Origin of the sequence: Mesorhizobium sp. LSJC269B00, assembly GCF_000502815.1 — a bacterium.
In the GTDB taxonomy this organism is placed as follows: domain Bacteria; phylum Pseudomonadota; class Alphaproteobacteria; order Rhizobiales; family Rhizobiaceae; genus Mesorhizobium.
Genome location: NZ_AYVN01000012.1, coordinates 47,328 through 61,853, shown reverse-complemented (window position 1 = coordinate 61,853; position 14,526 = coordinate 47,328). Strand labels below are relative to the sequence as shown.

Here is a 14,526-nt window from a genome sequence, read left to right as displayed (position 1 = left end):
GGCGCGAGCGCCTCCGTCCTGGTTAATCCCTTGCCCGGTACTAATCCCCCACATTGCCTTCTGCGGCCGCTGGCTCGATAGTCCTGCCGATGTGGCAGACCTTTGTGACCTACTGGCCTCTGATCCTTGTGATCATTCCGATGCTGATGGCCGCCATCGGCATCGTCCACGCAATCATGACCAAGGAAGACGTGCGCGCCGCCACCGGCTGGGTCGGCGTGATGATCTTGTCGCCATTCCTTGGCGCGATCATCTATGCCATTGCCGGCATCAACCGCATCCGCCGCGCCACGATCAGCGCCATGCGGCCCGTCGCCGGTGAAGCCGAGACAGCCAAACACGACCACGACATTGCGCTCGAAACACTCATCTCAGCCGAATTCGGCCAGCGCTTTGCCGGCCTGAAGACGCTAGGCGACAGGGTGGCGCGGCGCGGCCTGCTTTCGGGAAATGCAATCACCATCCTGAGGACCGGCGACGAAGCCTATGCGGCAATGTGCGGGGCGATCGACGGCGCACGGCGCAGCATCCTGCTCGAGACCTACATCTTCGACAATGACGAGATCGGACGACGTTTTGTGGAATCGCTGGCCGGCGCGGTCCGGCGCGGTGTGACGGTTCGCGTGCTGATCGATGCGGTCGGCGTGCGCTATTCCGTGCCCAGCATCCTTGGGACACTCCGGGAAGCCGGCGTCACCGTCGATCTGTTCAACGGCAACATCGTCATGGGCCTAAGACTTCCCTATGCGAATTTGAGGACGCACAGGAAAATCCTGATCGTCGACGGTGTGGTGGCGTTCACGGGAGGCATGAACATCCGCAAGGGGTTCTCGGCTGAATTCGCTGGCACTGCCAGCTCGGCGGATACGCATTTCCAGGTCACGGGGCCGGTCGTGGCCGACCTGTTCGCGGTTGCCGCCGAGGACTGGCGTTTTGCCGGCAACGAGGCCCTCAAGGACGAGGTCTGGCACGTGGCAAAGCCCTCGCCGCCTCCCGGTCAGCCGATCCTGGTGCGGGCGGTGGCGTCGGGGCCGGACGCCAGCATCGAAACCAACCACAAATTGCTGACGGGGGCATTTTCCGTCGCCCGCAAATCGATCCGCATCATGTCGCCCTATTTCCTGCCGGACCGGGAATTTGTCAGCGCGCTGGTCACGGCGGCCCGGCGCGGCGTCGAGATCGACATCGTCGTGCCCGCGGTCAACAATCTCTTCCTGGTCGGCCGCGCCATGACGGCGCAGTACGACCAGGTGCTGAAGCACTATTGCCGCGTCTGGCGGCATGAGGGGTCGTTCGACCATTCGAAGCTGTTGTCGGTCGATGGCGTCTGGGCCTATGTCGGCTCCTCCAACCTCGACGCCCGGTCGCTGCGGCTGAATTTCGAAATCGACCTGGAGGTGCTGGATACCGGCTTTGCCGCCGAGATCGAGGGGCGCATCGGAGCGGCAATCGCTTCCGCCAAACCCGTCACACTCGCAACCCTAAGAGCGCGGCCATTTGTCATCCGGGTTTTTGACCGGTTGTTATGGCTGGGATCGCCCTATCTTTAGAATCAGGACAGATTGAACGCAGGCCTATGGACATAAACGGACGCAGCCTTCCTGAAACAGTGCTCCTGTCGATCCGCGGCAGGAAAGCGCGCAAGGCGAACGCGACGCCGCGCAAGCACATTGAAGGCGCCCAGATGGTGGTCGCCTCCTACAACGTCCACAAATGCATCGGCACCGACCGCAGGTTCGACCCCGAACGCACCGCCCGCGTCATCCGCGAGATCGGCCCCGACGTCATCGCGCTGCAGGAGGCCGACAACCGCTTCGGCGATCGCGCCGGGCTGCTCGATCTTGCCCGGATCGAACACGAAACCGGGCTTGTGCCGGTGCCGGTTTCCGGAAGCGGCAAGGGCCATGGCTGGCGCGGCAATGTGCTTTTGTTCAAGCGCGGCACCGTGCGCGACGTCCATCAGATCAAGCTTCCGGGACTGGAGCCCCGCGGAGCGCTGGTTGCCGAGATCGACCTCGACGAAACGCGCACTCTGCGCGTCATCGCCGCGCATCTCGGCCTGTTGCGCCGCTCGCGTTCGGAGCAGGCCCGCGTCGTGCTCGACATCATGAGCAACCAGGATGAAAGGCCGACCTTGCTGCTCGGCGACCTCAACGAATGGCGGCTGGGCAACCGCTCGGCGCTCAAGACGCTGCACGCCACCTTTGGTTTCACGCCGGCGGCGGTGCCGACTTTCCCCTCAGGCCTGCCGGTGCTGGCGCTCGACCGGATCATGGCCAACCGGCACGGCATGGTCTCGTCGGTGGAAGCCCATGACACGCCGCTGTCGCGGGTTGCGTCGGATCATTTGCCGCTGACGGCGTTCGTCAGCCTCTAACTCATCCGTCCCGCAGCCAGACCAGCATCTCGCCGGGTTTACGGTTGTCCCAGGCAAAGTACGGGACGGCGGTGATTTTCGTTTCGCTCACCGCCGGCGGATCGGTGCGATAGAGCCCGGTTTCCCAGTTTTCCTGGGCTTCCTTGCTGGCAAGTGCCGAAAGCGTGACGATGCCGCCGAGCAGGTTCGGCTCGGCATGCGCCTCGATTGTTGCCGTTCGCGGCAGAGCGATCCGATGCAACTGGCCGGCATTGTCGGTCTCCTCGACGCAATAGATCAGCGGACCGCGCGCAAGTGCGACGCGGCCGATGTCCTGACGCACCTCCGGATTGGCGAACAGACGGGCGATCGACATTTCGAGATCGAGTTCGACCCGGTCGCCCTGGCGCCACTCGCGCCGGATCGCGGCATAGCCGTCGCTGGTGATGCCGTCCAGACCGACCGCGGCGCCGTTGACCTTGAGCGCCGCCTTGCCGCACCAGGAGGGGACGCGCAGGTGCAAGGTGAACTCGACCGGCGCGTCGGCTTCGATCCGGATCGAGACCGCGCCATCCCAAGGATAATTGCTGGTCTGAATCAGACTGACCGCCCGGTTCGATATGTCGAAGCGCGCGGTGCTGTCGCCGTAGAGATGAACGGCCAGCGCGTCGTCCGACAGGGAGTAGAAATAGCTGCCGATGGAGGCGACCATGCGGCCGATATTGGGCGGGCAACAGGGGCAGCGATGCCATTTCCAGCGATTGTGCCTGCCCCGGCTCTCCAACGGGTTCTCGTAGAAGAACAGCGAGCCGTCGAGCGACAGGCCGGAGATCGAGCCGTTGTAGAGTGCCCGCTCCATCATGTCGGCGTAGCGGGCGTTGGGACCCATGCCGAGCATGCGGCTGGCCCAGAACACCAGGCCGACCGAGGCACAGGTCTCGGCATAGGCGGTTTCGTTGGGCAGGTCGTAGTCGCTGGTAAAGCCCTCATTGTGCGCCGACGGCCCGAGGCCGCCGGTGATATAGAGGTTCTTGGTGGTGAGATCGTTCCACAGACGGTCGAGCGCTACCCTGAGCGTGTCGTCGCCATATTCGGTGGCGATGTCGGCCATGCCGGAATAGAGGTACATCGCCCTGACCGCATGGCCGACGACCTTGTCCTGCTCGCGCACCGGCTTGTGCGACTGGTTGTACTCATAAGTCTTGAAATGATAGGCCTTCGGATCGGCGCCGCGCGCACGCGCCTCCTCGTCGAAATAATGCGGCTGCTGCCCGCGCTGGTCGATGAAATACCTGGCCAGGTCCATATATTTCTGCTCGCCGGTCGCCCGCGCCAGCTTGACCAGCGCCAGCTCGATCTCCTCATGGCCGCAATAGCCCTTCTTCTTGCCCGGCTCCGGACCGAAGGTGTCGGCGATATGGTCGACGTAGCGGCACATGATATCCAGCAGCTTGCGCTTGCCGGTGGCCTGGTAGTAGGCGACCGCGCCTTCGATCAGATGGCCGGCGCAATAGAGCTCGTGGCAATCGCGCAGATTGGTCCAGCGCTTGCCGGGCTGGATACGCTGGTACCAGCTGGAGAGATAACCGTCTTCCTGCTGCAGTCTGCCGTAGAGGTCGATGACGGCATCGATCTTCTTCTCGAGCGCCGCGTTCTTGCGCCGGTAGAGCGAATAGGCCGCGGTCTCGATGGTCTTGCCCCAATCGGAGTCCCAGAACATCTGCGTCGTCACCGTCGAGCCGGTGAAGCCGGGGCTGGCAGCCTCGTCGGGCGACGGCGAATGGAACGGAATGACGACGCCCGGCGAGGGCCGGTCCGGGTCGATCTGCTCCAGCATGCGCGCCTCGACGCAGCGCTCGTAGAGGATGTCGGCGGTGCGCGACGCCACGGCATCGACACGGTCGCCCCAGAAGCCGCGGACATCGACCTGCGGCACCGGCAGCGGGCGGAAGGCGAGTTTGCCGGGCTTGGCGGATGGTTGAACGGTCATCGTGTCACTCCGTTGGATATTGGTCATTTCACGGGCGGTCATTTCACCGCGCCGGCCATCAGGCCGCGGATGTAGAAGCGCTGCAGCAACAGGAAGAGCACCAGGCACGGCACCATCATCACTGTGACGCCCGCCTGCACGGCGCCCCAGTCGATGGCGCCGAAGCGGCCCGACTGAAGTGCGGTCATCATGATAGGCAGCGTGAATTTGGACTGGTCGGTCATCAGCACCAGGGCGGCCAGGAATTCGTTCCAGGCGCCGAGGAAGGCAAACAGCGCGATGGTGACGATGCCCGGCCAGACCAGCGGCAGCATCACCTTGAGCAGCATGGTGACGTTGTTGGCGCCGTCCATGCGCGCGGCCTCCTCGATATCGCGGGGCACCGCGTCGAAGGCGTTGCGCATCATGAAGATCGAGAACGGCAATTGCAGCGTGGTGTAGACCAGGACCAGCCCGGTCAGCGTGTTGTGCAGGCCGACCTTGGTCAGCACCAGGAAGATCGGCGTCAGGATCGACTGGAACGGGATCATGATCGTCGACAGGATGACGATGAAGAGCACATCCTTCATGGGAAAGCGGAAGCGCGAAAAGCCATAGCCGGCCAGCACGCTGACGACGACCGACAGGATCACCGTCATCGAGGCGACATAGAGGCTGTTTTGCGCCGGCAGCCAGAGGCCGTCGCCAAAGGTGTCGAGCGTGCGATAGTTCTCGACCGAGAAGCCGGTCGTCGGCCACGGCGGCAGCGGCGGCTGGCGCGCCTCCTGCGCCGGCTTGAAGGTCGACAGCACGGCCCAGACGATCGGCGCGATGAACAGCACTGAGGCGATCATGCCGGTCGAATGCTCGGCGATCCTGAGCCAGAGGCGGCTGCTGCGGCTTCTTGCCTGCGCCATCAGTCGATGCCCTCCGGCTTGCGCAGCAGCCACAGCTGAACCAGGCTGAGCGCCACCAGGATGGCGAGCAGTATCATCGACAAAGCGGCGCCATAGCCGAGCTTGAACGAGACGAAGGACTGGTTGAAGATCCAGTAGACGGCGGTCAGCGTCTGGTTGCGCGGGCCGCCGCGCAGGATGATGTAGAACTGGTCGAAGGCGAGGATCGAGCCGGCGATCGACAGGATCAGCGCCAGCGCCAGCGTGCGGCGCATCAGCGGCAGGGTGATGGCGCGAAAGCGCGCGAACGGCCCTGCCCCGTCGATCATCGCCGCTTCCTGCAGATCGGTCGGGATCGACTGCAGGCCGGTCATCAGGATGATCATGGTGAAGCCCGCGACCTTCCAGACGACCATGGCGATGATCGACCAGAAGGCCGGCTGGAACGTCGCCAGCAGGTTGAACTTTTTCGCGGTCAGGCCGAGGTCGTAGGCGGCCGGGCTGAACAGGCCGGAATCGACATTGAGCAGCCACGACCACAGCAGGCTGGCCGAGGCGAAGCCGACGACCGCCGGCATGAAGAAGGACGTCCGGTAAAAGCCGGTCAGCTGCCTGGGCTTTTCGATGAACAGCGCCAGCGGAAAGGCGACGGCGAAGATCACGATGGTGACGATCACGGTGTAGTAGGCGGTGAAGCTCAGCGCGTTCCAGAAGCGATTGTCGCGCAGGATCGCCCGGTAATTGTCGAAGCCGATGTAAAAATGCTCGCCCATCAGCGGCCAGTTGTGCAGCGACATCCACGCCGTCATGCCGAGCGGGATGATGAAGAATACGACGACCAGCGCCACCGCCGGCGCGACATAGAGCAGGCCGATCCACTGCCGGCGGCCGGCACCGACCAGTTTTCTGGCGCGTGGCGGGGTGGTGGTGATGGCGGTCATTTACCCTCCCCACAAGTGGGAGGGTAAGGAGCGCCGGCCGCCCGTCCAGGGAGACGGACCGGGCGGCCGGATCAGGACCCGCGACGGCAGGGGCGTTGCACCGCCCTCGCCGCCGGCCAGTCCTTATTTCTGCGCCTGGTCGATGATCGACTGCATGGTCTCTTGTGCATTGGCGATGGCGCCATCGACGTCGTCGCCGAAGACGACCTCGTTGATCATCTGCGTCCACGGACCGTTGGCCGAGTTGATCAGGTCGTTGAACACCACGGAATAGGGCGTGCGGCCCTTGGCCATGGCTTCGGCGGCGATCTGGTAGCGCGGATCGAGATCCTTCAGCGCCTCCTTGGCGATGTCGCCGCGCACCGGCAGGCTGCCGTATTTGGCCAGGATGGTCTGGCCTTCGAGCGAATAGGCGAAGTCGAGAAACTCCTTCACCACAGCGAGCTTCTTGGTGCCCTTGGTGACGACGAAATTGTCGCCGCCGGCAAACGAAGACCAGCCGCTGTCCTTGCCCGGCAGGAAGGTGACGCCATAGTCGATATCCGGATACTGCGTGTTGAGTGCGCCGATGGCGAAGGCGCCGGACGGCGAAATGCCGATATTGCCGGTGGCGAAGGCGGCAAAGAAGTTGGCGCCGGTGTCGGTCTGCGCGCCGGCCGGCACCAGATCCTTCTTGACCATAGAGCGGTAGAGGTCGATGGCGCCACGCAGTTGCGGGCTGTCCAGCGTCGCCTTCGAGCCGTCCTCGGAGAGGATGTCGCCGCCCGAGGCCCAGATCAGCGGCGTGAAGGTAAAGATGTTGCAGCCGCCGCAATTGCCGGAGAAGTAGAAGCCCTTGATGTCGCCGCCAAGCGCATTGACCTTTTCGGCATCGGCCTCGATCTCGGCCCAGTTGGCCGGCCCCTTGTCGGGATCGAGCCCCGCCTGCTTGAACAGCTTCTTGTTCCAGATCAGCACCGAGGCGTCGGCCGAGAACGGCAGCCCATAAATGTGGTCCTTGTAGGTGCCGGTCTTGACATGCGCCGGCGACAGGCTGGCGAAATAGGGCAGCGATTTCGCCCAGTCGGTGATGTCCTCAAGCTGGCCGGCGGCGGCAAAGGACGGCGTGTAGATCAGGTCGAGCGACAGCGCGTCGGGCGCCGTGCCGCCGGCGGCGGCGGCGCCATATTTCGGGATGATCTCGGCATTGGGAATGATGTCCAGCTTGACCTGGTTCTCATGGCCCTTGTTGAAGGCATCGACGATGCGCGGCATGAAGTTCGAGCCGTCGGCGCGAACCCAGATGTTGGCGGTGTCGGCGGCCATTGCAGGCAAGGCAATGATGCTCGCGGCGAGCGCGAACCCGGTAATCACGGTCTTCATGGTTTTCCTCCTCATGGTTCTGTTCTCCTCCCTGTTGCGGCGCTCCCTTAGATGGCGCCGCACGTTCTCCTAGCCGCCCAATGGACGGCCGCATGACTGACGCACCACCAGCCGGCACGGCAGTTTTCGAATGCCCGGCGCGGCGGGTTGGCCGCCGACGAGCGAAAGCAGTGTGAGGCCGGCCTCGCGGCCGAGCGCTGCCAGGTTCATGTCGACCGAGGTCAGCGGCGGGCGGGTTGCCTCGGCCACGATCTCCCAATTGTCGAAGCCGATGACGCCGACATCGCCAGGCACGCCCAAGCCGCGCTCGCGCAGCGCATCGATGACGCCGCGCGCGATCTGGTCGTTGCCGCAGAACACGGCGTCGGGTCTCGCTCCCTTCTTGTTGAAGAGCGTTGGGCCGTCGAACAGCTTTCCGACGGCTTCATGCCCCCAGGCTTCCGACCACGAGCCGAGCAAGGGCTCGGTGACCGGCAGGCCGTGCGCGGCCAGCACATCGCGAAAAGCCTGTGCCCGCTCATTCACCACGGCAAAACTTTCGGGACCGCTGACATGGGCGATGCGCCGCCGCCCGAGGCGGCAAAAATGCTCGACCGCCAGCCGCGCGCCGCCGGCATCGTCGGAGACGAAGGCGATGGCATCGGGATCGGGCTGGCTGAAGGCGTAGATGACGGGCACGCCGAGATTGGCGAGGTCGACCGGCAAATGGCGGTCGATGCGCTTGCCGCTGGCGATTATGCCGTCGATGCGCTTGTCCAGCATCGCCTCGACATGCAGCTGCGCCAGCCGCGGATCGTCCTCGACATTGCACATGAACACCGACACGCCGGCATCGACCAGCGCGTCCGAAATGCCCGACATGACCGGCAGCGAAAAGCGGCCATAGGTGTCGTTGGTCAACAGCCCGACGGTAAAGGAGCGACGCCGCAGCAGGCTCTGCGCCAGGCTGTTGGGGCGAAAGCCGAGCCGCTGCGCCGTCTCGCGAATGCGCTGGCGCGTCTCGGCAGTCATCCGCCCCTGCCCGTTCAGCGCCTTGGAGGCCGTGGCCACGCTGACGCCAGCCATCGCCGCCACTTCACGCAGGGTGACGGGTTGTTTGGTGGGTGGTGGCGAGGTTTCGGAGGCCATTGTTCGGGTGTCGATCCTCGGTTGGGAAAAGGTTTTCTCTTACTGGCCCCTGTGTCGATATAGGTGGGTGGCGGATGCTGCGGGAGTTGGGAAAAGGTTTTCTCTGCGGGAGACTAGGATGAGAATTTGGGGATGGCAAGGGGTTGGGTTGGAAGATCAGGTGACCGGCAGGGTTTCTACGAAATCTTTCCACTTGATATTACAGGGGCCCAAAGCGGTTGCGATTGACACAACAAATTTGTTGTGTCATGCCATGGAGCAATGATTGCTGGGACATTCATATCAACAGAACGCCAAGCACGGGACGCAGAAGACGCGATCGCAGAATTGGATCGTGCGTTATCGTCAGAGCATGTCCTGAAGTCGATAGTAGAAGGACTCCCTCAGGAGGTCATCAACGGTGTTCGCCGCTCTTTGGCAACCGACCGTCGCGAGCGCGCTCACCTCCTACTAGCTTATCAGAAGGCACGTGCTGGGGATTTTTCGATCCTAAGGGAGCAGGCAGGAAACGACCCTGGCACGTTCCTTATCGTGGCGCGGATAATTAGGAAGCTGTCCCAAAAGGATCTTGCCCGAAAGCTTGGTCTGCGTGAACAGGCCATTCAACGCTGGGAGGCTGAAAAGTACCGCTCGATTAGCCTGTCGAATTATCAAAAAGTGGCACAGACACTCGGCGTGCGTTGGCAGATGAGCGATATTGTCCCCAACGATAGCCAATGGTCGCCTCTCTATGACGTAACACGGGACGATCTGAGCAAAGTCCTTCGGCATGCCCGAGATAAGGGCTGGCTGGATGCTGCTGACACCTCAGATGAAAACGCCATCGCAACCCTCGTTCGATATGTAGGTGATCACGTCAATCGCTATGGGACTCCTTCGCTTCTGAGAACTGGACTGAATGCAGTCGATCATTCTCAGGACTGGTCCCTTCTTTCGTGGAAAGCCCAAGTCACCCGTCGCGCTGAGGTAGTTATCATCCACGCCAAACCTAGATACCGGCCGATCAACGTCTCGTGGCTTGTTGATGTAGCCCGGCTCAGTCAGTTTGAAGATGGTCCGAAGCGCGTTAGAGACCTCCTGTTGGAAAACGGGATTGTGTTGGTCGCGGAGCCTCAGATTCCCGGAATGTCCGTGGACGGCGCTGCATTTCTTGCAGACGACGTTCCGGTCATCGGCTTGACGTTACTGCGTGATACTGTCGATAATTTCTGGTTCACGCTTCTTCACGAGATCGCACACATCATTCTCCACTATCGGACCGGACTCTCCGCCGGCTTCTTTGACGACGTTACATCGCCAGAGGCTGATGAGTTTGAGAAAGAGGCAAACCGATTTGCCGAGAATCTTCTAATCCCCGAAGAAATCTGGGTACGCTCGCCTGCCAGAATCTCGAAGACAGCCGAGCCGATTGAAAAGCTTGCGAATCAGCTCAAGATCAATCCTGCAATCGTGTTCGGCAGGATTCGTATGGAGCGCAACGACTACAGCATTTTCTCAAACAAGATTGGCAGAGGCACGGTGCGCAAGCAGCTTCTGAATCAGAGTTAGGAGCCAAGAATGGCTGCAATCAGCAAACCTCTCTATGTCCCTGCCCTACGCATGAAATCCGGAGAGCTCATGGGCGTTCGGGATCTTGCGGCGGACGTGGCCGACTGCATCACGCCAAGGATGATCGTGCCGCCTCGGAGCGAGCGCGACAATGAACTCCAGGCTAGGCTATTCACTGACGCTACGTTCCCTGACATCAGCAATGCTTTGGCTGCACATTGGCGTCGCGACGTATTGGTGGAAGCGACGCATCTGCTTGATGAATTCGGCCGGAATCGTATGGGCCTTTGGCTCCCGAAGATGTTCGAGGATGCCCGCAAGGCAAATGCGCGCCCCATTCCGCTGGTTAAAATCAATGACCTCTTGAAAGATGATCTAACAGCCTACAAGGCAGCCATCGACACACTCGCCACGTTGAAGTTTGGCATCGTCTTCTCGTCCGGGGATCTAGCCGACAACGAACTTCTCAAGCAGGTGTTGGGCGCCATCGACAAGCTGGGGCTTGATCCGAAAGATTGCCTGGTCATCGCGGATTTCAGCGACTCCGATTTCTCAAACGCCGAATACGTGGCGCCCGTTATCACCGGTGTCCTTGACACCCTCCAATCGTCGGCACTTTGGCAGCAGATCGTTTTTCAAGGCACAAACTTCCCCGAGAAAAATCCCGCAGCTCCTGGATCACGCGCGATCGTGCCACGCAATGAATGGATCGCTTGGAAACGAGCCATCCGCTTCGATCCGCAGACCGCCGACTATATGATCTTCGGCGACTACGCTGCTGACTGCGCCAAGATGGTCTTCACGACCGGCGGTGGCGCACCTGCCATTCGGCATTATCGCTATGCCACGCCGGATGCGTGGCTTGTCCAACGCGGTACAGATCATGGAACTCACACAGCAATCATGAGAGCCGTCTGCAAAGAGATTTTGGCAAGTGGAGAATTCGCGGGGCGCACATTCTCGTCGGCCGACGAATACATCTTTCGAACGGCTAACAATGCAGGCGGACCGGGCGGCGCAAAAGAATGGCGAGCTATCAACACCACCCATCACATCACCCGCGTGGTGGCCGATATTGGAACCATACGCGGCGTTCAGTTCAAGCGATCGGTCGTCGAGCCTCTCGGCGACCAAATGCTGCTATTTGTATAGCAGGCGGCACGGTTCTGGGACTTTGCAGTAAGGCGGGGCACTGTTGGCTTGTTGGCAATGATCGACTGCATCATCAGCTGGGTGGCGAACATCAAGTCGACCGAGGTTCGTTACACTCGACCTCGGTCGGCGCGCCGACCACATCGATGACGATAATGGCGTCGGCGTCGTGCTCGATCAGGTCGAAAGGCATCGGGTCATCGATGCCGCCGTCAATCAGATTCCTCACTCCAGTGCACACCTTGCCGCCCTTCGCCTTCGGGTGAAACAAGCATATGTCCAGGCAGTGGCCAGCGCGTGCGATGAGAGCCGATCCTATACGGCACCATCGTCTCAGTAATAGCCCAACTTTCGTCCTTCCGAGTTGTCGCCTCAGGTACGAAATAGTTCCCATAAACCCATCGCAGACGGGACTTACTTGGGGCGAAAGAGCGCGCTTCAAAAGTATTGAAAATGTGCCGTGCGAGATCAACATTTGCGCCGGCGTAGGTTTCGACACCAATATGGATCACGCCCGGCCGATCGGGTGGTAACTGGCCCTCAGCATTTGCGAGAGTACTGCGGAAGTGCCGCGCCTTTTGACGAACAGCCGCCCTTGACTGGCTTCGCCAACTGACAACGCTCGCTTGGTAGACAGCTTGTGCATACGACGGTCTAGACGGAGCTGGTCGCCATTTGGCAGCCATACTGTGATCTGCCTCGTGGACATAGTAGCCAACCAAAAGTTCGATCATGCGACTAGCGCCAAAGTATACATCGTCCTTGGCCAGCACCTTTCGCGCCAATGGCCAGTTAACGGGTTTGACGCGACCTTTGGAAATTTCATCGTCCCAATTGCTCGCAGATATCTTCTTAATCGCGCCTTGTACGAGCACAACAAGATAATCTTCAGGTACGTCAGCAAGTTCGATCTTGTACATCACTTCAACCACGACAGATATACCCATCTCTAATGAGAGGGCATGGACTGGATCGGCCAACTTCATCCCACGCAGCTTTTCCCGCGCCGCGTACGGCGACGGTGCGAGCCGCTTACACTCCACTGCCCATCGACTCCTTGGCCGGAAGACATGCAGGTCCGGAGTTCGTCCACGCCCCGGAGTTTCCTGTACGAACTCGACTCGTTCCCATCCGCCGCGACGGTACGCGAGCGCGACTAGCAACTCGAATATGCTGCCATCAGGCTGGCGTCGTTCTGCCAACATTGTGCGATCCGCCCGTTCCTCAACACCTTTCACGGTGAGTAAAAGCGGGAGCTCCTTACCTATCCGGGTGAGAAAAGGCACCACCCGCATCACGCCCTCCGGGCTCCAATAGGCGCGGTCGGTAGCATAGGTTTCCGCCTGAAGGATATACCATGCCACCGTATCTGCCGGATGGTAGAGGGGTGCCTGCACCCCTTCACGCATGCGCTCTCGCGACGATGCGAGATAGGCCTTCACAGCGTCGATCCGACGCTCCATGTCACTGCGTGGCACGAATGACTTGAGCCAGGTAACAGCAAGCATCAATTCATCGTCGCGCCAGTCCTGACCGGTGGGGGGCGCGGTCCAATCTGGATCGATCGTCTGCATTCAAGCACAATTCGTTTCAGTCAAGCAGTATGCGAGACGTTGGCTGCCAATATCTATCTCAACGTATGAAGATTGGCCATCTGGCGGATTTGTCGCTATTGAGCGAGGGTCTATGCCGACATCACCAATCGCTCGCCTTCGCTTTAGAGCGCTGCTGACCGGTTGCTCATCAAGGCACCTATCTTGATGAAATCGAGCAAGCCTTGTTCGACACCGAAACGCCGCACCTCCCCTCAAAACACAGGTCATCAGTGGCAGCGCCGACCTTCGCGCCAGCGATTGAAAATCTGGAACGCCAAGGGCGGCGCTCTCTCTCCCTTGATACCACGGAGGCTGAAGCCCCCCGCAAGAGCCAAGGCGGGCCGGGCAAATCCCCGCCCCACCCAGACACACTCCAGAAACAAAATTCAACAGTTCGGAAAAACCGGCGAAAAGATTGGGTGGCATAAGCTTCCCGGTCGGGATTCCGGGTTCTTCCTTTTTGGCAGCGTCGGTCCTCCACAAACAACGGTTAAATCGCAGCGGCGGCACAAGCCTGCTCCAGCGGCGGCATGAACAGCCGGGCGATGCCGGGCGAGGGCGAGAGAGTATGGACATGGACTACGATATCGCCGGGCAGAACCTGCCATCTACCAAGCTCACCTTCATGATCCAAACAGGGGTCAGATGCGATGACGGAGCGCCTCAATGATCACCGCCATTGCAGGCGAAAGCTGTCGCCTGCTCGGATAGTAGAGGTGATAGCCGGCAAAAGGCGGGCTCCAGTCGTCAAGCACGAGCCTGAGGCGTCCCTCGGCGATGTGGTGGCTGACGAGGTTTTCCGGGACATAGGCGATCCCGAAACCGCTTGTCGCAGCCTCGATCATGGGAATGGACGAATTGAAGGTGAGTTGGCCTTCCACCCGCACACGAAGGTCGCGGCCATCCCTGGCGAATTCCCAGGCATACAATCCGCCGAACGTCGCCTGCCGCATGTTGATGCAGTCATGGTCGACCAGGTCCTGGGGCGCGGTCGGGACCGGATGGCGGGAAAAGTAGTCCGGCGAAGCCACGGCCACGAGCCTCCAATCCGGCCCGATGCGCACTGCGATCATATCCCGGTCGATGCTCTCGCCAAGCCGCACGCCTGCGTCGAAGCGCTCCTCCACAATGTTCTTCATGCCGTTGTCGCTGTAGAGCTCGACGCGCACGTCAGGATTGTCGTTGAGCAAGGGCTGGAGCTTCGGCCAGACGGTCGTCTGGAGCGCATGGTCGGACAGGGTGATGCGGACCGTTCCGGAGGGCTTGTCGCGAAACGCCACCAGGCTTGCGAGGTCGGTTTCGATTTCCTCGAAGCGAGGAACGAGAGATTGGAAAAGTCGCTCGCCCGCCTCGGTCGGAGAGACGCTCCGCGTGGTACGCGTCAGCAGGCGGACGCCAAGGCGAGCTTCAAGCTCCTTGATTGTCGAACTCAGTGTCGACTGCGAGGTTCCGAGCTTGGCCGCCGCCCTTGTGAAACTGCGCTCCCGGGCGACCGCCACGAACCAGAGCAGATCCTTCATGCCATCGCGCTGCATAGGGCACCTCCCATCGGACATTCATATCATGAGCAGATAAGTCC

General features: G+C 61.1%; 11 protein-coding genes and 1 pseudogene. 4 read left to right on the top strand and 8 right to left on the bottom strand.

The window, feature by feature from the left end:
* Window positions 1–89: 89 nt before the first annotated feature.
* Together X771_RS141875 and X771_RS141880 are read left to right on the top strand one after the other, a co-directional pair.
* Window positions 90–1,550 (top strand): phospholipase D-like domain-containing protein, encoded by a 1,461-nt coding sequence (locus tag X771_RS141875; protein WP_023689589.1) that lies wholly within the window; start codon window positions 90–92, stop codon window positions 1,548–1,550.
* 26 nt (window positions 1,551–1,576) lie between these two features.
* Window positions 1,577–2,377 (top strand): endonuclease/exonuclease/phosphatase family protein, encoded by an 801-nt coding sequence (locus tag X771_RS141880; protein ID WP_023671569.1) that lies wholly within the window; start codon window positions 1,577–1,579, stop codon window positions 2,375–2,377.
* A 1-nt stretch (window position 2,378) separates the two neighbouring features.
* Here the strand turns inward: X771_RS141880 and X771_RS141885 are convergent, their stop codons facing one another.
* From X771_RS141885 to X771_RS141905, 5 genes are all read right to left on the bottom strand, one after another.
* The gene (locus tag X771_RS141885; RefSeq protein ID WP_023689588.1) at window positions 2,379–4,346 is read right to left on the bottom strand and encodes a glycoside hydrolase family 127 protein; all 1,968 of its coding nucleotides are present in this window, start codon (window positions 4,344–4,346) and stop codon (window positions 2,379–2,381) included.
* Window positions 4,347–4,384: 38 nt separating this feature from the next.
* The gene (locus tag X771_RS141890; RefSeq protein WP_023689587.1) at window positions 4,385–5,242 is read right to left on the bottom strand and encodes a carbohydrate ABC transporter permease; all 858 of its coding nucleotides are present in this window, start codon (window positions 5,240–5,242) and stop codon (window positions 4,385–4,387) included.
* Window positions 5,242–6,162: a sugar ABC transporter permease gene (locus X771_RS141895; protein ID WP_023689586.1), complete on the bottom strand. Its 921-nt coding sequence runs from the start codon at window positions 6,160–6,162 to the stop codon at window positions 5,242–5,244. The genes X771_RS141890 and X771_RS141895 overlap by 1 nt, the downstream gene beginning before the upstream one ends.
* Before the next feature lie 123 nt (window positions 6,163–6,285).
* Window positions 6,286–7,524 (bottom strand): sugar ABC transporter substrate-binding protein, encoded by a 1,239-nt coding sequence (locus X771_RS141900; protein WP_023689585.1) that lies wholly within the window; start codon window positions 7,522–7,524, stop codon window positions 6,286–6,288.
* A gap of 69 nt (window positions 7,525–7,593) precedes the next feature.
* The gene (locus X771_RS141905; protein ID WP_023689584.1) at window positions 7,594–8,652 is read right to left on the bottom strand and encodes a LacI family DNA-binding transcriptional regulator; all 1,059 of its coding nucleotides are present in this window, start codon (window positions 8,650–8,652) and stop codon (window positions 7,594–7,596) included.
* Window positions 8,653–8,913: 261 nt separating this feature from the next.
* On the opposite strand from X771_RS141905, the gene X771_RS141910 reads away from it, so the two are divergent.
* Window positions 8,914–10,200 (top strand): XRE family transcriptional regulator, encoded by a 1,287-nt coding sequence (locus X771_RS141910; protein WP_023689583.1) that lies wholly within the window; start codon window positions 8,914–8,916, stop codon window positions 10,198–10,200.
* Between the two features lie 9 nt (window positions 10,201–10,209).
* Entirely contained in the window at window positions 10,210–11,352 is a 1,143-nt protein-coding gene (locus X771_RS0134735; protein WP_031203010.1) for a beta family protein, read from the top strand.
* A gap of 47 nt (window positions 11,353–11,399) precedes the next feature.
* Here X771_RS0134735 and X771_RS1000000168320 read toward each other — a convergent pair.
* From X771_RS1000000168320 to X771_RS141920, 3 genes and pseudogenes are all read right to left on the bottom strand, one after another.
* A pseudogene (locus X771_RS1000000168320) lies at window positions 11,400–11,572 on the bottom strand (patatin-like phospholipase family protein); the annotation flags it as partial.
* Window positions 11,565–12,926 carry a hypothetical protein gene (locus X771_RS141915; protein ID WP_023689580.1) on the bottom strand — a complete coding sequence of 454 codons (1,362 nt, stop codon included), beginning with the start codon at window positions 12,924–12,926 and terminating at the stop codon, window positions 11,565–11,567. The gene X771_RS141915 and the pseudogene X771_RS1000000168320, both read right to left, overlap by 8 nt.
* A 662-nt stretch (window positions 12,927–13,588) precedes the next feature.
* Window positions 13,589–14,482, bottom strand: coding sequence for a LysR family transcriptional regulator (locus X771_RS141920; RefSeq protein WP_023689579.1), 894 nt, complete (start codon window positions 14,480–14,482; stop codon window positions 13,589–13,591).
* Window positions 14,483–14,526 lie beyond the last annotated feature (44 nt).

Bases quoted from the DNA above. Each gene is read 5' to 3' on its own strand.
- X771_RS141875 (WP_023689589.1), top strand. From the start codon at position 90: ATGTGGCAGACCTTTGTGACCTACTGGCCTCTGATCCTTGTGATCATT.
- X771_RS141880 (WP_023671569.1), top strand. From the start codon at position 1,577: ATGGACATAAACGGACGCAGCCTTCCTGAAACAGTGCTCCTGTCGATC.
- X771_RS141885 (WP_023689588.1), bottom strand. From the start codon at position 4,346: ATGACCGTTCAACCATCCGCCAAGCCCGGCAAACTCGCCTTCCGCCCG.
- X771_RS141890 (WP_023689587.1), bottom strand. From the start codon at position 5,242: ATGGCGCAGGCAAGAAGCCGCAGCAGCCGCCTCTGGCTCAGGATCGCC.
- X771_RS141895 (WP_023689586.1), bottom strand. From the start codon at position 6,162: ATGACCGCCATCACCACCACCCCGCCACGCGCCAGAAAACTGGTCGGT.
- X771_RS141900 (WP_023689585.1), bottom strand. From the start codon at position 7,524: ATGAAGACCGTGATTACCGGGTTCGCGCTCGCCGCGAGCATCATTGCC.
- X771_RS141905 (WP_023689584.1), bottom strand. From the start codon at position 8,652: ATGGCCTCCGAAACCTCGCCACCACCCACCAAACAACCCGTCACCCTG.
- X771_RS141910 (WP_023689583.1), top strand. From the start codon at position 8,914: ATGATTGCTGGGACATTCATATCAACAGAACGCCAAGCACGGGACGCA.
- X771_RS0134735 (WP_031203010.1), top strand. From the start codon at position 10,210: ATGGCTGCAATCAGCAAACCTCTCTATGTCCCTGCCCTACGCATGAAA.
- X771_RS141915 (WP_023689580.1), bottom strand. From the start codon at position 12,926: ATGCAGACGATCGATCCAGATTGGACCGCGCCCCCCACCGGTCAGGAC.
- X771_RS141920 (WP_023689579.1), bottom strand. From the start codon at position 14,482: ATGCAGCGCGATGGCATGAAGGATCTGCTCTGGTTCGTGGCGGTCGCC.